The 23455-nt window shown below is 63.6% G+C and carries 15 protein-coding genes (1 of these 15 only partly in view); 10 read left to right on the forward strand and 5 right to left on the reverse strand.

Going from position 1 to position 23455, the window contains the following annotated elements:
* Together OKC29_RS17745 and OKC29_RS17750 are read left to right on the forward strand one after the other, a co-directional pair.
* Positions 1-5227, forward strand: the 3' portion of a protein-coding gene (locus OKC29_RS17745; protein ID WP_442866131.1) for a VCBS domain-containing protein. It extends 311 nt beyond the left edge of the window; only the last 5227 of its 5538 coding nucleotides appear in the window; its start codon lies off the left edge, out of view; the stop codon is at positions 5225-5227.
* Positions 5228-5522: 295 nt separating this feature from the next.
* The gene (locus OKC29_RS17750) at positions 5523-6467 is read left to right on the forward strand and encodes a chemotaxis protein CheV (protein WP_017410908.1); all 945 of its coding nucleotides are present in this window, start codon (positions 5523-5525) and stop codon (positions 6465-6467) included.
* Between the two features lie 83 nt (positions 6468-6550).
* On the opposite strand, the gene OKC29_RS17755 is transcribed toward OKC29_RS17750, so the two are convergent.
* Complete coding sequence (locus tag OKC29_RS17755; protein WP_049049146.1) at positions 6551-7150, reverse strand: arylesterase; 600 nt, start codon at positions 7148-7150, stop codon at positions 6551-6553.
* Between OKC29_RS17755 and OKC29_RS17760 the strand changes: the two genes are divergently transcribed.
* Together OKC29_RS17760 and OKC29_RS17765 are read left to right on the forward strand one after the other, a co-directional pair.
* A complete protein-coding gene (locus tag OKC29_RS17760; protein ID WP_073351539.1) occupies positions 7149-7874 on the forward strand; it encodes an ABC transporter ATP-binding protein in 726 nt (241 codons plus the stop codon). The genes OKC29_RS17755 and OKC29_RS17760 overlap by 2 nt on opposite strands.
* On the forward strand, positions 7871-10318 hold the full coding sequence (locus OKC29_RS17765) for an ABC transporter permease (RefSeq protein WP_073351537.1): 2448 nt from the start codon (positions 7871-7873) through the stop codon (positions 10316-10318). The genes OKC29_RS17760 and OKC29_RS17765 overlap by 4 nt, the downstream gene beginning before the upstream one ends.
* A 93-nt stretch (positions 10319-10411) precedes the next feature.
* Here OKC29_RS17765 and OKC29_RS17770 read toward each other — a convergent pair whose 3' ends face one another.
* The gene (locus tag OKC29_RS17770) at positions 10412-11317 is read right to left on the reverse strand and encodes a TIGR01777 family oxidoreductase (RefSeq protein WP_073351535.1); all 906 of its coding nucleotides are present in this window, start codon (positions 11315-11317) and stop codon (positions 10412-10414) included.
* A gap of 302 nt (positions 11318-11619) precedes the next feature.
* On the opposite strand from OKC29_RS17770, the gene OKC29_RS17775 reads away from it, so the two are divergent.
* A complete protein-coding gene (locus OKC29_RS17775; RefSeq protein WP_029299126.1) occupies positions 11620-13152 on the forward strand; it encodes an EAL domain-containing protein in 1533 nt (510 codons plus the stop codon).
* Positions 13153-13217: 65 nt separating this feature from the next.
* Here OKC29_RS17775 and OKC29_RS17780 read toward each other — a convergent pair whose 3' ends face one another.
* A complete protein-coding gene (locus tag OKC29_RS17780) occupies positions 13218-14399 on the reverse strand; it encodes an aminotransferase-like domain-containing protein (RefSeq protein ID WP_073351532.1) in 1182 nt (393 codons plus the stop codon).
* Positions 14400-14581: 182 nt separating this feature from the next.
* Positions 14582-15649: a M28 family metallopeptidase gene (locus OKC29_RS17785; RefSeq protein WP_043166085.1), complete on the reverse strand. Its 1068-nt coding sequence runs from the start codon at positions 15647-15649 to the stop codon at positions 14582-14584.
* A gap of 348 nt (positions 15650-15997) precedes the next feature.
* Between OKC29_RS17785 and trmB the strand changes: the two genes are divergently transcribed.
* The 5 genes from trmB (at position 15998) to OKC29_RS17810 (ending at position 19837) form a co-directional block, all read left to right on the forward strand.
* The gene (gene trmB, locus OKC29_RS17790) at positions 15998-16711 is read left to right on the forward strand and encodes a tRNA (guanosine(46)-N7)-methyltransferase TrmB (protein WP_017410916.1); all 714 of its coding nucleotides are present in this window, start codon (positions 15998-16000) and stop codon (positions 16709-16711) included.
* 14 nt (positions 16712-16725) lie between these two features.
* Entirely contained in the window at positions 16726-17058 is a 333-nt protein-coding gene (locus OKC29_RS17795; protein WP_011707230.1) for a YggL family protein, read from the forward strand.
* A gap of 124 nt (positions 17059-17182) precedes the next feature.
* Positions 17183-18103, forward strand: coding sequence for a glutaminase B (glsB, locus tag OKC29_RS17800; RefSeq protein ID WP_162275769.1), 921 nt, complete (start codon positions 17183-17185; stop codon positions 18101-18103).
* Positions 18104-18131: 28 nt separating this feature from the next.
* Complete coding sequence (locus OKC29_RS17805; protein ID WP_073351528.1) at positions 18132-19424, forward strand: sulfurtransferase; 1293 nt, start codon at positions 18132-18134, stop codon at positions 19422-19424.
* A 203-nt stretch (positions 19425-19627) separates the two neighbouring features.
* Positions 19628-19837 (forward strand): YgdI/YgdR family lipoprotein, encoded by a 210-nt coding sequence (locus tag OKC29_RS17810; RefSeq protein WP_016351843.1) that lies wholly within the window; start codon positions 19628-19630, stop codon positions 19835-19837.
* 55 nt (positions 19838-19892) lie between these two features.
* Here OKC29_RS17810 and OKC29_RS17815 read toward each other — a convergent pair whose 3' ends face one another.
* Positions 19893-23453 carry an ATP-binding cassette domain-containing protein gene (locus OKC29_RS17815; protein WP_065479247.1) on the reverse strand — a complete coding sequence of 1187 codons (3561 nt, stop codon included), beginning with the start codon at positions 23451-23453 and terminating at the stop codon, positions 19893-19895.
* Between the last annotated feature and the right edge of the window lie 2 nt (positions 23454-23455).

Here is a 23455-nt window from a genome sequence, read left to right on the forward strand (position 1 = left end):
CAACGTCGACAACAGCAAGGTGCAGTACCTGGGCAAAGACGAGAAGAAGGTTGAGACCTTCACCGTCCAGAGCGTCGACGGCACGCCGCACCTTGTGACCATCACTATTACTGGCGTGAACGATGGAGCCGTGGTGGCGGGGGATGACCTGGGTGCAGTGACCGAAGACCTGAACGTCTCGACCGCAGGCCTGCTGAGCGACAGCGGCGTGCTGACCATCAGCGATGCGGACCAGGGTCAGGCCAAGTTTGTGGCCGGCAACGGCACCCCGAGCAATGGTGCACTGGGCAGTCTCTCCATCACCGAGACCGGTACCTGGACCTACAACGTCGACAACAGCAAGGTGCAGTACCTGGGCCAAGGTGAGACCCGCGTCGAGAGCTTCACCGTCAAGAGTGTGGATGGCACCAGCCATATCGTCTCGGTCACCATCACCGGCACCAACGATGCACCGACCCTGAGTATCGACAAGGGGGCCGTGGTATCCGAAGAGGGACTGGCTGGCGGCATTGCCGATACGGCAGGCAGCAGCGATACCATCGACAGCGTGGCCGCCAGCGGCAAGATCACGGTCGGCGATGTCGACAGCCAGGATACGCTTACCATCAGCCTGAACGGGCCGGCTGGCCTGACGGCTGGCGGTGCTGCGGTGCAGTGGAGCTGGAATGCCGCCACCAAGGTATTGACTGGTTATACCGGTACACCTGGCGGTGCCGACTACAAGGCGGTCATGGATGTGAAGCTGACCGCGCCTGCCGGTGGCAGCAAGGGCGACTGGAGTTATGACGTGACGCTCAAGGCCCCGCTTGATCATCCGGTCAAGGGCAGTGAAGACGTACTCAACTTCCAGATCGGTGTGACCGTATCGGATGGCAAGACCACTACCACTGGCGGTCTGCCCATCTCGGTCGAGGATGACTCGCCGGTGGCCGGTGACATGGCGGCCGTCTCCGTCATCAAGACCAACATCCCGGATACTCTGACCGGCCTGTTTGATCTGACCAAGTACAGTGGCAGCAACCAGACGACCCTGAACGTGAGCGGCTTCAGCATCACGGCGCTGGGCTTTACTTCGTCGACCAACTCGGCCCTGATCACCGCCAATGTCAATGGTTCCAGCTCTGGTCTGGGGGTTTCCAGCGTCGGTTCACCGAACCACAACCTCGCCAACGAGGTGGACTTCCGCCACTTTGCAAACGGTACTTCTGCTTCCGAGCAGCTGATCGTCAAGCTGGATGCGGGCAAGGTAGCCTATGGCGCCAACATCAAGTTCAGCCAGATGTTCGGTGGCGAGCTGGAGAGCGGCGTGGTCGAGTTCTACCGCGGTGGTGTGCTGATCGGTACCCAGACCTTCAGCTCCAACGCGGCGGGTGGCGACTATGCCGGCAACTTCCAGGTGCAGCAGGGCGGCTTCGATACCATGGTCATCAAGGCCACCAACAATGGTAACGGCCTCAACGCCGACAACAGCGACTTCACCGTGAAGAGCATCGAGTTCCTCGGTGCCACCACGGCGCCGGCCATCGCCTACGGTTCCGGCACGGTCACTCCGCAGTGGGGGGCCGACGGCAAGGGCTACATGCAGCTGGTCGGTTCTACCGAGACCGGGCTGACCACGGCGACCGGCAAGCTGATCACCACCACGATGGAATCGGCCAATACCCTGGTCGGCAAGGCCAGCGATGGCACCCTGGTGTTCCGTCTGGAATTTACCCCGGCCACCGGCAAGTGGGAGTTCTTCCAGTATCAGAACATGTCCAAGCCGCTGGGAGATGGCGACATCGACTTCCAGATCAAGGTGGTGGATGGCGACGGCGACTACAGCCTGGGCTCTTTCGCAACCAAGCCGCTGTTTACGCCCATCGTACAGTCGGTCTCCAGCGAGAGCGCGGCCGAAGGCGGCAACCTGCTGCACACGGTGACGCTCTCTGATGCGACCCAGGAAGCGACCCAGTATGACTTCGGCATCAAAGGCAGCGGTACCAACCCGGCTTCCAGCCTTGACTGGGGTACTGCCCAGTTCAGCAACGGGGTGACCTACAACAGCGCCACCGGCAAGATCACCGTGCCGGCCGGGGTGTCGGGCTTTACCGTGACCATCCCGACGGTGGACGATCGTCTGGTCGAAGCGAATGAAACCCTGACCGTGACCGTGGGTGGTCAGAATGGCATCGGTACCATCATCGACAACGATCGTGCGCCGGTGACCACGGGTGGCTACAGTGCCGGCAAGGAAGACATGCCGCTGGTGCTGAAGTGGGCCCAGTTTGGTGCCAGCGATGATCAGGCCGCTTCTGACCTGAGTGTGCAGATCAACACCTTGCCGCTGAACGGCAAGCTGGAGTACCTGAACGCAGCCGGCCAGTGGATTGCGGTGAAGGTGGGGGATCTTGTCTCCTACACCGATATCGACAGCGGCCACCTGCGCTTCGTGCCGGGCCTCAACGAGTCGAGCACCAACGCCAGCAACGGCAATGGCGTCGTTACCGGCAACCTGCAGGGTGATTACGCCAGCTTTGGTTACCAGATCAGTGACGGCGCCAACCTGAGCAACAGCGGCAAGCTGGTGATCGATATCACGGCGGTCGCGGACAAGCCGGTGGTCGACATCAGCCTGACGGGTAACGGCGTCCCGCTTTATACCCAGTACCCGTCGTCCGGCATCTCCACCGGAGCGTTCCAGAGTGGCAACTTCAACAAGGGCAACTTTGGCATCACCAGCAGCTTTACCGACAGCACCACCACTCAGGACAGCGTGGTGGGGACCAGCGGCAACGACTACATCGTCAGCGTGAAGGGGGGCGGCGATTACTTCGTCGGCGGTGCGGGCAATGATGTATTGGTCGGCGGCAACTCGGTCTCCGGCGATACCCTCGACGGCGGCACCGGCAATGACATCCTGGTGGCCGGACTGGGTGGTGACACCCTGTTTGGCGGCGCCGGTACCGACCTGGCCGTACTGATGGGCTCGCGTGCCAACTATGTCATCGAGCGCAGAAGTGACGGCGGTTTCAACTTCCTGGTGAAGGAGAACGGCGTCACCATCAGCAAGTCGCTCTACGACATCGAGTTGGTGCAATTTGATGACGGCATCTACCAGTTCAACCAGACCGACGGCACCCTGACGGCGGTACCGCCCAGCGTGGTGGATTACCCGCTCGAGATCAGCGCTTCCCTGACCGACCGGGATGGCAGCGAGCAGTTCGACAGCCTGGTGCTGACCGGCATGCCGACGGGGTCTACCCTCTATCAGGGCTCCACCGTGCTCGGCACCGTGGGGGCCGATGGCAAGCTGACGCTGACCGGTCTGTGGAACCAGAGCGCGCTGGACGTCAAGCTGACCGGTCTGACCCTGCGGGTGCCGGGCAGCAGTGCCGGCCAGTTCGACCTGAAGGTAGAAGCCATCGCCAAGGAAGTGGCGACCGATCAGACCAGCAGTGCATCGGATCAGGATTCGATCCGCATGAGCTACTTCCTTTCCACCGAAGGGGAGCCGGGCGATCAGAACCGCACCTATGGCAACGAGCACAATATCGTGGTCGGGGATCTGGATGGCAGCGTGGTACTGCCGGGCCAGAACTACAACATCGCCTTCATGGTCGACAGCTCGGGCAGCATCGGCACCAGCGCGATGAACACCATCAAGAGCCAGCTGGCTCAGGTGTTCTCCAGCCTCAAGGCGAGCGCCGGCACCGATGGCGCCGGGACTGTCAACATCTTCCTGGTGGACTTCGACACCCTGGCCAACAAGTCGGTCAGCGTGAACCTGAAGGACAGCAACGCCCTGAGCCAGCTGCAAGCCATTCTCGACAGCATGGATGGCAGCACCAACAGCGGTGGTGGCACCAACTACGAGGATGTGTTCAAAACCACTGCCAACTGGTTCAACAGCTCGACCGTACAGGGTAATACCAATGCCAAGAACCTGACCTACTTCATTACCGATGGTCAGCCGACCTTCTATCTGGAGAATGAGGGTAGTGACCCCATGATCCGTGACCGCAGTGGCACAGTGAATGATGTTTACCTGAGCAATGTCATTGGTACTAGCTACACCTACGGCCAAACATACTCGGTGAATGGTCGGACGGTAGTTAACGGCAACGGTGTGGTTTATGACTACAACGGCAACCAGATTGGCTATATGAGACCAGATGGCGCCGGGCGCTATGTCTATGCGACTTTGGCGGGCACGGGCAACTCTACCAGCAGTACCACTATCGCCAACTCGGTTGCCGGCTTTGGCTTGCTGACGGGCATGGGGGTCACGGTGGAAGCGATCGGACTGGGGGCCAACATCTCCTACAACGATCTCAAGTCCTACGACTCTGACGGCGTCATCATGACCGGTGTCAACGCCAGCGACCTGGCCAACGCCATCCTGGGTACCTCGGTGAACAACCTGCCGGGCAGCGACCGGATCGACGGCGGTGCCGGTGACGACATCCTGTTCGGTGATGCCATCCACTTCGCCGGCATCAATGGTGAAGGCTACGCGGCCATCAAGCAGTACGTGGCCGGCAAGCTGAGTGCAGGCTCGGTGACCGATGCCCAGGTCCATGACTACATCACGGATCATGCCAGCGAGTTCGATCAGTCCTCCAACAACGACAAGGCGGACGTGCTGATCGGCGGCGATGGCAACGACATCCTGTTCGGCCAGGGTGGCGATGACTTCCTGTTCGGCGGGGCCGGCAACGACATCCTGTTCGGTGGTGCCGGCAACGACACCCTGTACGGCGAGAGCGGCAACGATACCCTGTACGGCGGCAGCGGCAACGACACCCTGTACGGCGGTAGTGGTGACGATACCCTGAGCGGTGGTCTGGGCAATGACATCCTGGTCGGCGGGCTTGGCAATGACATTCTCAAGGGGGATGGCGGCGCCGATACCTTCACCTGGCTGCAGGGCGATACCGCTGCGGGCAGCGTGGCCAAGGATTACGTGGTCGACTTCTCCAAGGCGGAAGGTGACAAGCTGGATCTGAGCGACCTGCTGGATCACGATGGTTCTCGCAACCAGAACGATCTGAAGAGCCTGCTCTCTGTCTTCCAGGACAGCGAAGGGGTTCACCTGCAGGTCAAGGAGAGCAGCGCCGCCCCCGTGACCCAGGAGATAGTGCTGATGAACCACACGTTCGACAGCCTCACCGGCAGCGCGTCGGCCACCTCGTCCCAGGTGATCGACTACATGCTGAACAACAACATGCTGGATATCGACAAGTAATCCGGTCGACCCCAGGCAAAAAGCGGCAGATTCATCTGCCGCTTTTTTTATGTCATACGATTGAAGGGGGGGCTGATTTTCACCGGAAAATCAGGGCAATATCACCGTCACCACAGGATTGTGAGCGAATGGTTACTGACAAGCTTGAAGAGAGCCTGGCCGCGAGCCGGGTCTCGCTTTTTTTTATCAAGTTCCTGCATCATCTGGCCGACATAGGATAAGAATACGGGTCGTGTTGGGATTCTGACCCTTCTATACTATGGCGAGACTCGGGCAACGGACGTAAGGGCTTTATATGGCGAGCATATTGGATTCAGTGGACCAACGTACCCAGCTGGTAGGGGAGAACCGCCTGGAGCTGTTGATGTTCCGTTTGGGATCCCAACAGTTGTTTGCTATCAACGTGTTCAAGGTGCGGGAAGTGGTCAAGCTACCCCATCTCAACAAAATGCCGGGAGCGCACCACAACATCAGCGGGGTGGCCAACATCCGTGGTACCTCCATTCCGGTGATCAACCTGCGCAGCGCCATCGGCATGCGCCCCATGCCCATCGATGCCGAGTCCAACCTCATCATTACCGAATACAACCGCACCATTCAGGGCTTTCTGGTGGGGCAGGTGGCCAACATCGTCAACATGACCTGGAAGGACATACTGCCGCCGCCGCGCTCGGCCGGGCGGGCGAACTACCTGACCGCCATCACCCGCATACCCGAAGACGGCGTCGATCAGATCGTCGAGATCATCGACGTGGAGAAGGTGCTGGCCGAGATCATCACCTATGACATCCGCATCTCGGAAGAGGTGCTGGATCGGGAGATCCTGCCGGAAATGCACGGCCGCAAGGTGCTCATCGTCGACGACTCCAGCACGGCCCGCAACCTGGTGCGCGAGACCCTGGGCCAGCTAGGGCTGGAGGTGATCGAGTGCCAGGATGGCCTGCAGGCGCTTAACTTGCTCAAGGGGTGGTGTGATGCGGGCAAGAAGGTGACCGACGAGATCCTGCTGATGATCACCGATGCCGAGATGCCGGAGATGGACGGCTACCGGTTGACCCATGAAATTCGCAGCGATGCCCGCATGTCCGATCTCTTCATCACCCTCAACACCTCGCTGAGCGGCAACTTCAACGAGGCGATGGTCAAGAAGGTGGGCTGCGATCGCTTTATCTCCAAGTTCCAGCCAGACCTGCTGGTCGGGGTGGCCCAGGAGCGGTTGCGCCAGATCCTGGAACGCTGAGACAGGAGCAATAAACATCCCGCCTTGGCGGGATTTTTATTGGAGTTGGAGCCCGGAAGATAGGCAAGGCCATGACACCGGGATCACTGGGTCAGCAGCGGCTCGATGAAGCTGGCCACCCGGTCGCGGATCTGCGGCTGGGCGGCGGCGGTGGGGTGGATGCCATCGTTCATCATGAGTTCAGGGCGCAGCGCAATATCATCCATGAAGAAGGGCATCAGCGGCAGCTGATTGGCGCTGGCCAGTTCCGGGAAGATCTGCTCGAACTGGCGCAGGTAGCGCGCGCCGTAGTTGCGGGGCAGCTGGATCTGGGTCAGCACGGTTTTTACCTGTTGCGCCTTGGTCAGCGCCACCATCCTGGTGAGATTGTCCCGGGTGATGGCCGGCGCGAACCCGCGCAGCCCGTCGTTGCCACCCAGCTCGATCAGCACCCAGTCCGGTTGATGTTCCTTGAGCAGGGCCGGCAATCTGGCCAGCGCACCTTGCGTAGTTTCACCACTGATGCTGGCATTGATAAGCTGATGTTTACCCCCCTGCTGCTGCCATTTCTGATTGAGCAGCGCAGGCCAGCTCTGCTCCGCCGGCATCTGATAACCCGCACTCAGGCTGTCGCCCAGTACCATCAGGGTCTGGGCCTGCACCGATGACACCAGGCAGCACAAGGCAAACAGGAAACGCGTCATGAATTCAACTCCCATTATCAACGTCAAGGGCCTGGGCAAGACAGTGCGCCTGGGCCAGGAAAGCCTCACCATCCTTGAAGGGATCGACCTGCAAGTCAATAGCGGCGAAACGGTGGCGCTGGTCGGCGCCTCCGGCTCCGGCAAGTCCACCCTGCTGGGACTGCTGGCCGGGCTGGATCTGCCGAGCCAGGGGGATATCGAGATCCTCGGCCAGTCGCTGTTGCAGCTGGACGAGGAGGGGCGTGCCCGGCTGCGGGCCGAACAGGTGGGTTTTGTGTTCCAGTCCTTCCTGCTGCTGCCCACCCTGAGCGCGCTGGAAAACGTCATGCTGCCTGCCGAGCTGTGTGGCGAGACCCGCTGCGAGCCGCGGGCTCGCGAGCTGCTGGCGGCGGTCGGCCTCGGCGAGCGGCTGCACCATCTGCCGCCGCGCCTCTCCGGCGGTGAACAGCAACGGGTCGCCATCGCCCGGGCTTTCATGACCCGGCCCAGCCTGCTGCTGGCCGATGAGCCCACCGGCAACCTCGACAGCAAGACCGGGGAGCGGGTGATCGAGCTGCTGTTCGAGCTCAATCGCGAGCATGGCACCACGCTCGTGGTGGTGACCCATGATCACGAGCTGGCTCAGCGTTGCCAGCGGCAGCTGGTGATGGCGGCGGGACGACTGGCGGCGGATGCGTCAGCATCCGAAGCCGCCTCTGCAGCAAGAGTCAGGGAGCTGTCATGAATCAGTGGCGACTGGGATTCAAGTTATTGCGCCGGGAAGGATTCAACGGCGAGCTGCGTTGGTTCGTGCTGGCGCTGGCGCTGAGCGTGGCCTGCGTGCTGAGCGTGGCCCTGGTGGCGGATCGGCTGGATGCCGGGCTCAAAGCCTCGGGCCGCGACTTTATCGGTGCCGACCGGGTGCTGCGCTCGGCCACGCCGGCTCCGGCCGCCTGGCTCGAGCAGGCGGCAAAAGCGGGTCTGGCGGTGCAGACCACGGTCAGCTTCAACAGCATGCTGTTTCATGGCGATGCCCTGCAGCTGGCCTCCATCCGCGCCGTGCCCGAGGATTTCCCCTTCTACGGCAAGCTGGAGCTGAGCCCCCAGCGGGCGCCGGCGCCCGGCGAGATCTGGCTCTCCGCCCGGGTGATGCAGCTGCTGGCGGCCAAGCCGGGGGATGCGCTGGAAGTGGGCAATACGGTGCTCAAGGTGGCGGGAGTACTGGGTCAGGAGCCGGATCAGGGCTTCAGCCCCTTCCTGCTGGCGCCGAGGGCGCTGATCCACAGCGCCGATGTGGAGGCGACCGGTGCCCTGCTGCCGGGCAGCCGCCAGCAGTGGCGCTACCTGTTCAAGGGCTCCCGCGAGCAGGTGGCCGAGTATGAACGCTGGCTCAAACCCAGACTCAAGGCGGGGCAGAAGCTGATCAAGCCGGACGACCAGGGCTCCCAGGTGGGCCGCTCGCTGGCCAATGCCGAGCGCTTCTTCCGGCTGGCCTCCCTGGCGGGAGTGCTACTGGGGGCGCTGGCCATGGGTATCGCGGTGCGTCACTTCGCCGAGCGCCAGACCAACATGGTGGCGCTGCTCAAGACCCTGGGGGCCTCCCGCCGCTCGCTCTGGCAGTTGATGGGCACCCTGCTGCTGTCGCTGACGCTGGTCGGCGCCCTGCTCGGTCTGGTGGCGGGCAGCGCCATGCAGTGGCTGACCCTGCATCTGCTGGGCAACCTGCTGCCCGCTGATCTACCACCGCCATCGTGGCGACCCTTTGCGCTGGGGTTGGCGGTGGCCTTCTTCATCACCCTGCTGCTGGCCTTCGTGCCCTTCCTGCGCCTGCTCAAGGTACCGCCGCTGCGGGTGCTGCGGCGCGAGCTGGAGGCAGGGATCCCGCCCTGGCTGGCATTGCCGGTGGCGCTGCTCGGGCTGTTTGGGCTGGTGTGGGGCTTTACCGCCGATGCGACCCTAGCGCTGGGGCTGATCGGCGGCATGGGCTTGCTGATGGGGCTGCTGGCGCTGATCGCCTCCTTGCTGCTGCGACTGGGTCGCCGGGTGCAGGGGCCCCACGCACTGCGGCTGGCCATCAGCCATCTCTCCCGCGAGCGGGGCAGCGGTCTGTTCCAGCTGGCGGGCTTTGCGCTGGCACTCATGCTGTTCGGTCTGCTGTGGGCGGCGCGGGTCGACCTGCTCGGCGAGTTTTCGGCCCGGCTGCCGGCGGATGCCCCCAACCGCTTCCTGGTCAACGTGGCAGACGGGGAGCGGGAGGGGATCCTGGCCGATCTGCGCCAGGCGGGGGCCGTGACCTCGGACTTCTACCCCATGGTGCGCGGCCGGCTGGTCAGCATCGCCAGCGAGGCGGTGCGTGACACGGATGAAGATGGCCGCGAAGGGGTCAATCGCGAGCTCAACTTCACCACCACTGCCACCCTGCCGCCGGACAATACCCTGACCGCAGGACGCTGGCTGGATGGTCCCGGCCAGGTATCGGTAGACAAGGATCTGGCCAAACGGCTCGACATCGCCCTCGGCGACACCCTGGGCTTCACCATTGAGGGGCGCAGCTTCAAGGCACAGGTGACCAGCCTGCGGGCCATCAAGTGGGACAACATGCGGCCCAACTTCTACATGATCTTTTCGCCGGATGTGCTGGCGCCCTTCTCCCAGACCTGGCTCGGCAGCTATCGTCTGCCGGAGCAGGGGCGGGTGGCCGAAGTGGAGCTGATCCGCCGACACCCCACGGTGAGCCTGATCGATGTGGACGATTTGATCGTGCGGTTGACGGCGGTGTCGGATCAGGTGAGCCGGGCGCTGGGGCTGATGTTGGGGCTGGTGACGGTGGCGGCGCTGCTGGTACTGCTGACCCAGACCCAGGCCAGCATGGCCCATCGGCGCCGGGAGCTGTTGCTGATGCGCACCCTGGGGGCCGGCAGCGAGCTGCTCAGGAAGATGCTGCGCTGGGAGCTGGTTGCCAGCGGCCTGCTGGCGGGGCTGTGCGCCGCCATGGTAGTCGAGCTCTGCTCCCTCGGCCTGCAGTGGTGGTGGTTCGAGGGGCAGTGGCAGTTCCACTGGGCCATCTGGGCCGGTCTACCGCTGCTGGGGGCCGTGCTGGTGACGCTGGCGGGGCAGGGCATGCAGCGCCAGCTGCTGGCGGGCACCCTGAGTGATCGGCTGCGTGGCTTGGGGCAGGGCCTGCTCTGATCATCGCATCCTGTGCGGATGCCGCAAGGCGCCATAACAATCAGCCCGGCCAATGGCCGGGCTGATTGTTATCCGGTTGGCGGATGAGCCCAGTCAGCGGGGCGTGCTCAGCAGATTGGCAAGGGCCTGGGGCAGCGCCGGGTAGGTGAAATGGAAGCCGGCCTGCTGCAGACGGGTCGGCAGCACCCTCTGGCCGGTGAGCAGCAGATCGGCCGCTTCGCCCATCAGCAACTGCAGCAGGGGGGCCGGCACGAAGAAGAGGTGCGGCCGGTGCAGAGTGCCTGCCAGGGTCTGGCTGAATTCGCGGTTGCTGACCGGCTGCGGCGCCGTGCCGTTGAACAGGCCGTCGCACTCGTCGTGCTCCAGCAGGAACAGGATGGCGCGCACCAGATCCTGGATGTGGATCCAGCTCATGATCTGGTGCCCCGTGCCCATGGGGCCACCGAGGCCGGCGCGATAGGGAGGCAACATTTTGGGCAGGGCGCCGCCGTCGGTGCCGAGCACCAGCCCAATGCGCACGATGCAGACCCGGGTATGCTTGCTGCGGGCTTCGCGGGCCAGGGTTTCCCACTGCTGACAGAGCTGATGGGTGAATTCGTCGTGAGGGGTCTGGCACTGCTCGTCCAGCGGCTCATCGCCCTGACGGCCATACCAGCCGATGGCGGAGGCGTTGATCAGCACCCTGGGCGGCGTATCGGAGAGCTTGACCAGATCGACCAGCTGTTCGGTCAGCAGCCAGCGGCTGTCACAGAGCAGCTGCTTGCGCCGCTCGCTCCAGCGGCCGTTGGCGATGGGCTCTCCCGCCAGGTTGATGACCGCGTCCACGTCGTTGAGGTTGTCGAGCCGATCCAGGCTGTCGAGCAGCTTGACGTCGTGGCCGAGCAGATCATAGGCGCGGCTGCCCTGGCGGGTCAGCACCAGCACCTCGTGGGCCACCTTGAGATGGGCCACCAGACGGCGACCGATGAAGCCTGTCCCTCCCGTGATCAATATTTTCATATGCAGACTCCCTGACGCTATTGGCTCTACTCTAGTGGGCCGGCACCAGATGAACAAGCAGCTGTTTTTGCAAAGATTATAATCGTCACAGCAGGCATCTGGCGCATCGCGCCAGGGGGCGTGCAGCGAGCACTGCGCACATGCGAAGGGATGGCTGCGACTGCCGCTGTCGCCCCGCTGCAGACGCGATATAGTGTTGGTCAGAGCGCCCCGCTCTGCCGTCAGAGTTGTCAGAAAGGCTTGTCAGAGAAGGGGATAGGAGTAGACTCGTCCGCTTTTTCACCGTTGCCGCGAGGGTGGGTATGCCGTTTCGTCGTTTGAGGTTGCGCCAGTTTTATACCAGGCTGGGGGCGGCGTTGCTGGCCGGCTTGCTCCCCCTGCTGCTCGGGGTCTTGATCGTCTCCTGGCAGACCTTTGCCGGCATGAAGCAGGATGCCGAAGAGCGTCTGCTCCATGCCAGGGAGATGCTGGAGCGCACCCTGGATCACGCCCATCAGGCGGCGGCCATGGTACAGGGTAGCGTGGGACGTCCCTGCGAGGAGGTGGTGCAGGGGCTGCGGGATCAGGTGGCGACCGTGCCGGACGTGCGCACCGTCAACCTGGCCAAAGGGGAAGTGGTCTACTGCTCCTCGCTCTACGGCCCCTATCAGGGGCCTTTCAAGCTGGCCGATTATGCCAATGGCCAGCTGGATCTGATGCGGGGCAATCCGGTGACGCCGGGGCGGCCTCTGGTGGTTTATCGCCAACCGGTGGGGGAGTACAGCGTGCTGGTCGGCATCGATGGCTACTACCTGCACAACATCCTCGACATGCTCAGCCGCAACTCGCCGCTGACCTTGGTGATCGGGGCGCAGAGCATGCTGGCCGACGGCCAGATCCATGACGAGGTGCCGCCCGTGGCGCTGGGGTCGCTGGAGCAGACCTCCGGCAAATACCCGTTTCGGGTGGTCACGGATCTCTCCCACGACGAGTACGGCAGCCATATCTGGAACTACTCTCGGGCCAGTCTCATCATCTACCCATTGCTGGGTCTGCTGGCGGGCTGCCTGGTCTACTGGCTGGCCGGCCGCTCGACTTCGCCCTCCCAGGAGCTGCGGCGGGCGCTGGATCAGCGGGAGTTCATCCCCTATCTGCAACCGGTGGTGACCGGTGACGATGCCCACTGGAGCGGCTGCGAGGTGCTGATGCGCTGGCAGCACCCGCGCCAGGGCCTCATCTCGCCGGATCGCTTCATTCCGCTGGCCGAAGACAGCGGCCTCATCGTGCCCATGACCCGGCTGCTGATGGAGCAGGTGCGCGAGCAGTTCGCCGACCGGGTGCACAGCCTGCCCAGAGGGTTCCACTTCGGCTTCAACATCAGCGCCAGCCACTGCAAGGACATGAGCCTGCTGGAGGATTGCCGCGACTTCATCAACGCGTTTCGGGAGAATCCCATCAAGCTGGTGCTGGAACTGACCGAGCGGGAGCTGATCGTGGCGGACGAGACGACCGACCGCTTGTTTGCCGAGCTGCATCAGCTGGGGGTCTTCATCGCCATCGATGACTTCGGTACCGGCCACTCCAGCCTCACCTATCTGCAGCAGTTCCAGGTCGATTTTCTCAAGATCGATCAGAGCTTCGTCGGCATGATCGGCTCCGATGCCCTCTCCAGCCACATCGTCGAGAACGTCATCGATCTGGCGACCCGGCTCGGTCTGCTGCTGGTTGCCGAAGGGGTGGAAAACGAGGTGCAGGCCGCCTATCTGCGGGCGCGTCAGGTGAATTTCCTGCAGGGCTATCTGTATGGCAGGCCGATGCCGATGAAGGAGTTTGCCGGCCTGCTGGCGCAGGGCTGAGCCAAATTTCGTGCATAAAAAAACCAGCGACTGAAGTCGCTGGTTTTTTTTCGTCCAGAGGCTGGTCAGAGCATGCGGGCGAGGGCACGGCACAGACGCTTGACCCCCTCCTCGATGGTGGCTTCATCCACGCAGGAGAAGCTCAGGCGCAGGGTGTTCTGGATCTCGGGGCGCACGTAGAAGGGGGCGCCCGGTACGAAGGCCACCTTCTCCTTGATCGCCTCGTCAAACAGCGCCATGGCGCTGACACTGGCGGGCAGGGTCAGCCAGAGGAACATGCCACCCTCGGGCCGGGTATAGCTGACGCCGGGCGGGCAGTGACGGGCCAGGGCGGCCTCCATGGCGGCACGCTGGCGGCCATAGACCTCCTTGATCTTCTCCAGATGGGCATCCAGCGAGTTATCGATCAGGAAGCGGTGCAGCACCTGCTGGCTGAAGGCGTTGCTGTGCAGGTCGGTGGCCTGCTTGGCGATGGTCACCTTCTTGCGCAGCCAGTCCGGCACCAGCATCCAGCCGAGACGGAAGGCCGGGACGACAGTCTTGGAGAAGGAGCCGAGCAGCACGGTATTGTTCGGCGCCAGCTTGGCGATGGGGGGCAGGTGTTCGCCCTCGAAGCGCAGCTCGCCATAGGGGTCGTCTTCCACCATCAACAGCTCGTGGCGCACCAGCCGCTCGGCCAGCGCCTCGCGGTTGGCACGGTTGTAGGAGACGCCGCTCGGATTCTGGAAGTTGGGCACGCCGTACAGCAGCTTGGCGTTGGAGCCGCCGGCCAGCAGCGCATCCAGCGCCGCCAGATCCAGCCCCTCTTCACCCAGGGTGATGGGCTTGAAGGCCGGTTGATAGACGGAGAAGGCCTGGATGGCGCCAAGATAGCCCGGCTCCTCGATGATGAGATCCTGCCCCTCGTCGATCAGCACCTTGCCCAGCAGATCCAGCGCCTGCTGGGAACCGCTGGTGATGAGGATATTGTCCGGATTGACCTGCATGCCGTGGCGGGCCAGATAGCGGTCGGCGATGTACTGGCGCAGCGGGGCGAAGCCCTCGGTGGCGGCATACTGCAGGGCTGCGGCGCCCTGTTCGCGCAGCACGTCCTGGCAGGCCTGGTCGATGGCCTTGACCGGGAACAGGTGCGGATTGGGCAGACCGCCGGCGAAGGAGATGATCTCCGGATTGGCGGCGACCTTGAGGATCTCGCGGATGAAGGAAGGCTCTACCTTCTCGAAGCGCTGGGCAAAAAACGGCTGCATAGGATTCTCTCTGGCATGGTGAGCGGTCGCTCCATTCGACCGCCAAGTTATCCGTTTGTATCAGATTTAAAAAATGAGGCAATGGCTGTAACAAAAATCGATAAAAAAGGGCAGGTTTGGCACCTGCCCGAATTTTATCGGTCGGGGACGGCCATGGGGCGCAAAAGCCCCGGCGTGACCCGTTACAGTCCCGGCTCCTTGAGGAAGCGGATCATCAGCTCGGTGTTGGCACCGAGCTGCTGCTGTACCCGGCCCGGGAACAGTTCGGCCATCTTGTCGAGGCGGTCATACTGGGTATGCCAGATCTTGCCCCACTGGGTTTCGCTGTCCCGATCGCAGGCACTCTTGGTGGCATCGTCGTAGCAGTCCCACAGCGCCGGATTGGTGGTCTGGGAGTAGCCGTCGTAGCCATCCGCCCCGTTGATGGTGAAGTTGGTGGCCTCCACGTAGGCGATGGGCACCCCGAGGCAGGCGAACGGCGCATGATCGGACCAGCTGCCGGTCTCCCCTTCCGGGTAGCCGCTGTAGCTGGGGTGGATGGCAAACGGGGTGGCGGTCTGCTTGGAGATGGCCAGCAGGCGATCCCGCACCTTGGGATCGAAGCTGTAGCGGCTCGGATCGGCGCAGTTGTACTCGGCCACGTCGGAGTGGGCCGAGTGAACGTAGACGATGTCGCCCCCGGCGATGGTGTCGTAGTTCACCATCGCCAGCAGCTTGGCGACGGCGGTGCTGTCGAGGCTGGCGGCATAGGCCTTGGAGCCGTTGAGGCCGTTCTCTTCGGCGCCGAAGAAGGCGAAGCGTACCGTGTAGGGCAGGGTCTGCCCCTTGAGCGCTTCGGCCACCGCCAGCAGGGCGGCGACGCCGGCACCGTTGTCGGTGGCTCCCTCGGAGCCCTTCTTGTCGCCGGTGCTGTCATAGTGGGCACCGATCAGGATCACCTTGTCGCTGCTGCCCTTGAGCTCGGCGACCAGGTTCTGGGAGGTTTTGCTGGCCCCGCTCTTGGTGTAGGTGAAGGGCTGGTTCTGCACCTCGTAGCCCCAGCCGGCCAGATGGTCCTGGATCCAGGCGGCGGCGCGGGTCTCGGCCTCGCTGCCGGTGGGTCTGGCGCCGATCCCCTCGGCGGTGGAACTCAGCTGCACCAGGTATTCATAGGCCTGCTCGGCGGCGGAGGGGGCCTGTGAATCGTTGCTGGAGGTGTTGCACCCGGCCAGCAGGGCTGTGATGGCAAACGCCAATGCGGTGTGTTTCATACTGCAATCCTTTGTTGTGTATGGTTTTATTTGCGCAGGTCAGCATGCACCCGGCGCCTGGCAGATTCTGTGAAGGGGGTGGCATTTGTCAATCGCGGTGGCGGAATTGGTCAGTGGCGGGGGATTTGTTGCGCGAAACACTTGCGCCCTGAGCCTATCTTGGGATAATTCGCTACCCTGTTTCGCCGAGCGATGAAATGACGAACAAGTTCGCGCCTCGTCGGCGAGGTGGAACGATGAAACAACGAGCAATTCATCTCGGTCGTCTGTGACCAGTACGACGAGATAACGAGCAATCCATTTATGTGGTCTGTGACCCAGACCGATGCAATAACGAGCAATTTGATTATGCCAGTGACCCAAGATGTGTTTAACGAAGACGGCAAGTTCATGCGCAAGATCCGCAGCTTTGTCCGTCGCGAAGGCCGCCTGACCAAAGGGCAGGAGAAGGCCCTGGAAGAGCTCTGGCCGGTCATGGGTATCGATTTCGCACCGGAGCCGCTCGATCTGGTTGCCCTGTTTGGCCGCGAGGCCCCGGTGGTGCTGGAAATCGGCTTCGGCATGGGCGCCTCCCTGGTGGAGATGGCCAAGAATGCCCCCGAGAAGAACTTCATCGGCATCGAAGTGCACTCGCCGGGTGTCGGTGCCTGCCTCGGTACCGCCCAGGAGGCGGGAGTCACCAACCTGCGTGTCATCTGCCACGACGCGGTCGAGGTGCTGGAGCACATGATCCCGAACGGCTCGCTGGCCTGCCTGCAGCTGTTCTTCCCGGATCCCTGGCACAAGAGCCGCCATCACAAGCGCCGCATCGTGCAGCCGGCCTTTGCCCAGGACATCCGCCAGAAGCTGGCCATCGGTGGCGTGTTCCACATGGCCACCGACTGGGAAAATTACGCCGAGCACATGCTGGAAGTGATGAGTGCCGCCGAGGGGTATGAGAACACCTCCGCCACCGGCAACTGGGTGCCGCGCCCCGACTGGCGCCCGCTGACCAAATTCGAACAACGTGGCCACCGTCTCGGTCACGGGGTTTGGGATCTGATTTTCAAACGTGTCAACTAACTGAAGGAGCTATCATGGCCAATCGTAGCCGCCGCCTGCGCAAGAAACTGCGCGTCGATGAATTCCAGGAAATGGGCTTCGACATCAGTTTCAACTTCCCGGTCGGTACCGCCGAAGAGACCATCGATGCGGTAGTCGACGCGATGATCGATGAAGTGATCGAACCCCGCAAGCTGGCCTTCGCCGGCTCCGGCCACCTGGCCTGGGAAGGGATGATCTGCACCCAGCAGCTGGGCAAATGCAGCGAAGAAGACCGCGCTGCCGTCAAAGCCTGGCTGGAAGGCAAGGGGATGGAAGCCGTGGTGGTCACCGAGCTGTTTGACCTCTGGTACGGTGAACCGGCCTGATGACAGGCTGGCTGTGGCAGGCGCCCCGGTGTCGACAGCCTGCGACAGCAGATAGACAAGTCCCGCCGCTGGCGGGATTTTTGTCGGTGGTGATGGGATCGCCACGTTAGTTATGGAATCGCTTATGGTGTTGTCATCCGAATTACTGGCCAGCATCCTGGATGAGGTGCGCCCGCTGCTCGGACAGGGCAAGGTGGCCGACTACATTCCGGCGCTGGCCCAGGTGCCGGCCGACCGGCTCGGGATCGCCGTCTGTACCGTGGAAGGGGAGCTGTTCACCGCCGGTGACGCCAGCGAACCCTTCTCGATCCAGAGTATCTCCAAGGTACTGAGCCTGACGCTGGCGCTCACCCTCTATCAGGAAGAGGAGATATGGGCCCGGGTCGGCAAGGAGCCCTCCGGCCAGCCCTTCAACTCCCTGGTGCAGCTGGAATTCGAGCAGGGCATTCCCCGCAACCCCTTCATCAATGCCGGTGCCCTGGTGGTGAGCGATCTGCTGGAGACCCGCCTCACCGCGCCGCGCCAGCGTACCCTGGAGCTGGTGCGCCGCCTCTCGGGTAACCCGGCCATCATGGCGGATCAAGTGGTAGCCCGCTCCGAATATCAGCACTCTGCCCGCAACGCAGCCATCGCCTATCTGATGAAGGCGTATGGCAATTTCGAGAACGAAGTGGACAAGGTGCTGCAGAGCTACTTCAATGCCTGTGCGATTCGCATGAGTTGCGTCGATCTGGCGCGGGCATTCATCTATCTGGCCAATCGCGGGGTGCCGCTGGGCGCGACGACCCCCTTGCTGCCGGCTCGCACCACCAAACAGGTCAACGCCCTGCTCGCCACCTGCGGCCTCTATGACGAGGCGGGGGATTTTGCCTATCGGGTCGGCATGCCGGGCAAATCCGGGGTCGGTGGCGGCATCATCGCCCTGATCCCGGGGGAATTGTGCGTCTGTGTCTGGTCGCCCGAGCTCAACAAGGCGGGCAACTCGCTGGCGGGCACGGCGGCGCTGGAACTGCTGGCCGAGCGTCTGGGCCGCTCTATTTTTTAACCTTGTCACTCTGAATCGAGAGATCACCATGAAACGAATAATGAGCTTGTTACGGGCCACCCTGGCAACCTTGCTGCTCTGGCATGCCCTGCCGACCCTGGCTGCCGAACTGCCACCGCTTTCGCTGGCGGATGCCAACGCCAAGCAGGCGGTCATTCTGGATACCCGCGCCAGCTACTTCTATCAGGGCTGGCCGATGGAGGGCGAGCAGCAGGGCGGCCACGTGGTTGGCGCCGAGAACCTCTCCGCCGAGTGGAAGTACAGCGATGAGGAGTGGCCGGCGGCACTGGCGACCAAGGGGCTGAAGGCCGATCGGCCGGTGGCGCTCTACGGTGCCCCGCGCGAGGTGGCCGAAGTGGCTCGCCTGTTGCGCCAGCAGGGCATCAAGCAGCTGTTCGAACTGCAGGGCTGGAAAACCGCGCCGCGCGAGCATCTGGCCCGCTGGCAGCAGCTGGTCTACCCGCGCTGGCTGGCGGACCTGCAGGAGGGCAAGCCGGTGGTGGCTGCGCCCAAGGGCGACTGGAAGCTGTTCGAGGTGGCGTGGGGTTCACCCAAGGCCTATCTGCTGAGCCACATCCCGGGGGCCGGCTACATCGACACCAACCGGCTGGAAGAGGAACCGCTGTGGAACAAGGTCTCTGACGAGGCGCTCAAGGCGCTGCTGCTGGAGAACGGCATCCGCCACGACACCACCGTCATCCTCTACGGCCGCAACACCATGGCGGCTGCCCGTGCGGCCCACCTGATGATGTATGCCGGCGTACAGGACGTGCGGCTGCTGGACGGTGGCCTGGATGCCTGGTTCGTGCAGCATCTGCGCACCGAGACCGGGCTGGCCAACAAGTTCACTCCGGCCAAGGAGTTCGGCGTCGCCATTCCGGCCCATCCCGAGTACTACACCACCCTGAGCCAGGCCAAGGCGCTGCTCAAGCAGCCCGACGGCGCCCTGGTCAGCGTGCGCACCTGGGACGAGTTCGTCGGCAACACCTCCGGCTACAGCTACATCAAGCCGAAGGGCGACATTCCCGGCGCCAAGTGGGGTCGTGGTGGTGTCGATGCCAACAGCATGAGCGACTTCCACAACCCGGACGGCACCATGAAGCCGGCCCGCGAGATCCTCGCCATGTGGGACGAGTGGAACATAGAGCCGACCCAGCAGGCTGCCTTCTACTGTGGTACCGGCTGGCGCGCCTCCGAGGCGTTCTTCTACGCCTGGCTGATGGACTGGAAGCGGATCAGCGTCTACGACGGCGGCTGGTACGAGTGGAGTGCCGATCCCAAGAACCCCATCGTGACCGGCGAGCGCAAGCCCGCCAAGTAATCGACGACGATGACAAAACAGGCCGGACCCATGTCCGGCCTTTCTTTTCCCGACGGGTCGGAAGAGTCCATCATCAGTGGCTAACTGACTGATTCTTTAAGTGGATCTTGTTACGGTAACCAGAGTTAATGGGGCTCATCTGATTGAACTAGGCTTCAGACACCACCCTCGTGGTGAGGGTGAAGCGGGAGGCAAAACAGGCGATGAAGCAACTGATGATGATCCTGGTGTGTGCCCTGGCACTGGTGGCGTGCAGCTCCCAGTACATCATGAGCACCAAGGATGGCAAGATGATCACCACCGACAGCAAACCCAAGCTGGACGAGAGCACCGGCATGTACCGCTATTACGATACCGAAGGGCGGGAGGTGATGATCAAGAAGGATGACGTCACCCAGATCATGGAGCGTTGAGGCTCTCCTCAAGCAACAAGGGCTGCCCGCGGGCAGCCCTTGTCATTTTCAGCCCTCACACCGTCTGGGGCACCTGGCGGTTCACCTGACCCACGAACAGCTGGTGGAAGCGGGAGTGGGAGTTGGCCAGCAGGCTCACCGGCGAGCCCTGCTCCACCACGGTGCCGGCCTCCATCACCACCACCCGGTCCACCGACAGCAACGGCTCCAGATGGTGGGCGATCACCAGATAGCTGGCCTCTGGCCGGTAGCGATAGAGCAGCTCCGCCATCTTGCGCATGCCGATGTGATCGAGATCCGAGGTGGCCTCGTCCAGCACGATGAGCGGGCGGCGCGACAGCAGGATGCGGGCGATCACCAGCAGCTGGGTCTCACCGGCGGAGAGCTGCAGCTTGTCGAGCTCCTCGTCCAGCCGGCCGGCACAGCGCTCGGCCAGCCCGACCCGCGCCAGCGCCTGCTCCAGTGCCGCGTCGTCGTGCTCGGTCAGGGGGGCCAGATTGGCACGCAGGGTACCGAAGAAGGTGAGCGGGATCTGGGAGACGGTGTCGTAGAGATCGCGCACCGCCTCCGGTGCCAGCCGGGACAGCGGTTGCTCGCCGTAGTAGATCTCCCCCTGGGAGGCGGGATACATGGCCTGCAGCACCCCCAGCAGCGAGCTCTTGCCGGCGCCGGTGCGGCCGCACACGCCGACCTTCTCGCCGGGGGCCAGCTCGAAGTTGACCTTGTGCAGCGCCCACTGGCTGGCCTGTGGATAGCGCAGCCCCAGGTTGTCGAAACGCACCGCAGGGTGAGCGGTGGCGAGGGCCTCCCCCTCCTGACGCTCGCTCTCTATTTCGCTGTATTCGCGCACCCGCTCCACCGCGTTCATCACCTGCTCCACCTCGGCGAAGGTGCGGATGAGGGAGTTGAGCATGGCGGAGGCGGTAAAGGCGTAGGTGATGGCCACGGCCCCCAGCAGCGAGCTGTTGCCAAAGGCCACCATCAGTGCCACGGCGCCCACCAGGGCGGCGGAGAGCAGGGTCTGGTGCATGCCGAGCCAGCGGTTGATGGAGGTGGTGGTGTACCAGCTGCGCAGGTTGTTGTCATAGTGCAGCAGCACCTGATCCAGCGCGAAGCGCTCGGCCCCGGCCAGGCGCAGGGCGGGGGCGCCACGGATGGTTTCGCTGATGCTGATGTAGAGCGGCGAGCGCAGCACCGATGCCTGTCGCCGCAGCTTGAGCTGCACCGCCCGGTAGCGGCGCTGCAGCACGTAGAGGGCCCAGCCCACCAGGGGGGCGATGAGCAGCAACAGCGGCATGTTGACGCCGATCACCACCACCTGCAGCGCCACCGACACCAGCATGCCGAACAGCCCCATCAGCATCGACAGCAGGATCTCCTGGGCTTCCCCCAGATCCCGATCGAAGCGGTTGAGGATGCGCCCCTGCGGCACCTTGTCGAAGAAGGCCATGGGGGCGCGGCTGATGCGTCCCAGCATGCCGTCGAACAGGGTCCAGGCCAGCTTGAGGCCGAGTTTGTAGTTGATGACCCGCACCACCATGATGCAGGTGAGAGAGCCAGCCCCCAGCAGCACATAGATGCCGAGCAGCTCGCTCACCCCGGTTACCCCGGCCTTGCCGCCGAGCCAGAGATCCGAGGCGATGCGCAGCCCCTCCTGGCCCAGGGTGAGCAGCAGGGCGAGCAGGATGGCGCCGGGGGCGGCCAAGCGCTGCCACATGAAGCCGAACAGCCCCCAGTCCACCTTGCCTTCCACCACCTTTTCCTCGCTGAACTGCTCCGCCTCCTGAGGCGGCACCGGCGGGGTGGGGCGAGGATGCTGGATGAGATCCGCCAGCTGGTGGGCATCGAGCTCCACCAGTCGGCCCTGCTCGATGCGGATCACCCGATCGCAGTGGGCCAGCACATCCGGATCGTGGCTCACCAGCAGCCGGGTCGGCCCCGGCTTGAAGGCGAGCCCCTGCTCCAGCACCTGGGCCGAGACGATGGGATCGAGCGCCGAGAGCGGGTTGTCCAGCAGCAGGATGTCGGCCTGGGCGTAGAGGGCGCGGGCCAGCGCGACCCGCTGTTGCTGGCCGCCGGAGAGGCGGGTGCCGAGCTCGCCCACCAGGGTCTGGTCGCCGTGGCTGAGCAGGGTGAGGTCGGCGCCCAGCGCACAGGCTCCCAGTACCCAGCGATAGCGTTCGCCATGCCAGGGCTGACCGAACAGGATGTTATTGCGGATGGTGTCGTTCATCAGCCAGGGCTTGTGGCCCAGATGGGCGACCCGGCCGTGGCGACGGATGCTGCCCTCGAAGCCGTTGTCGAAACCGGCGATGAGGTGCAGCAGGCAGCTCTTGCCCGCCCCGGTGGCACCGGTGATCCCCACCAGTTCCCCCGGCTCGATGTGCAGACTGATCCCCTCCAGCACCGGCTTTTGCTGGTGCAGGGCGGTGACGTTGTCGAGCCGCAGGCCGCCCACCGGCAAGCTGGGGTCGGTGAGATCCCGGTGCTGCTCGGGGCTGTTGAGGAACTCGCATAACCGGTTGAAGCCGGTGTTGAAGTTGATCAGGGTGCGGATGAGGTAGGGCAGCCGCATCATGGGGATGCGCAGCACGGTGAACAGGGCGATAGTGGTGAACACCTGTGGCAGGGTGAGCTCTCTGCCCGAGACCAGATAGGTGGTGAAGGTGGCCAGGGTCACCAGCAGCGGAGTGCTCAGCATCAGGCTTTCGTTGATGGCATCGAGCCTGAGCACCCGCCCCAGCACCCCCAGCTCCTGCTGGCGCTTGTGGCCGGCGGCCCGGGTGAAGAAGGCACCGAGCCCGTTCTGGCGCACCAGCCGCAGCTTCTTGATGTACTCCGCCAGGATGCCGTTGCGCTCGTCCTGTTGACGCTTGAGCTGCTGCTCCTGCTGGTTCATGCGCCGCACCACCCGGGTGGAGATGAGCAGCAGCAGAGTGAGCACGGCGAAGCCGACCAGGCCGGCGCTGCCCACCTGCCACACCAGCAGGGCGATGGTTCCGAGCAGTTGTAGCAGCATGGTGAGCGGCATGGCGGGGTCCGCAAGAATCCAGGTAATGTCCCACACGTCCCGGTTGATGAGGTTCTGCACCCGGCCACCGGCCCGGTCGTCGAAGCTCTTGCCACCCAGCTTCATCACCTTGGCGAGCAGGGACTCGGCCAGCAGGCGGCGGATGGGCACGTGCATCTTGAGCGCCAGCTGCAGCGAGTGCTCCGCCAGCATGCCGGAGGCGAGCACCGAGGCAAACAGGGCGAACGCCAGCAGCAATTTCTGCTCGGTGGGGGCGCCGGCACCGAGCTGGGTCATGCTGTGGTTGAGCAGCCAGGGGCTGGCCAGGGTCGCCAGCATGCCGAGCATTTGCAGCAGGGTGAGCAGGCCAATGCGCCCGCGGTAATGGCGCCAGATGAAGGCGGTGATGGGCCAGGGGCGCACCGGCTGGGCGGCGGTGAGTGCGAGGAAGGCGTCGGCGCGGCCATCGCGTCTGTCTTCCGGCAGCAGGGGATAGAGATCGTCGAGGTTGACCTGAGGCTCGCTCAGCCCCTTGCGTTGCAGCGGGCCGGTCCAGTGATAGAAGAGGCGGCTCAGCCAGCCGGCCGAGATTTCCGGATGATCCAATG

Origin of the sequence: Aeromonas sp. QDB34 (genome assembly GCF_027705405.1) — a bacterium.
GTDB lineage: Bacteria > Pseudomonadota > Gammaproteobacteria > Enterobacterales > Aeromonadaceae > Aeromonas > Aeromonas hydrophila.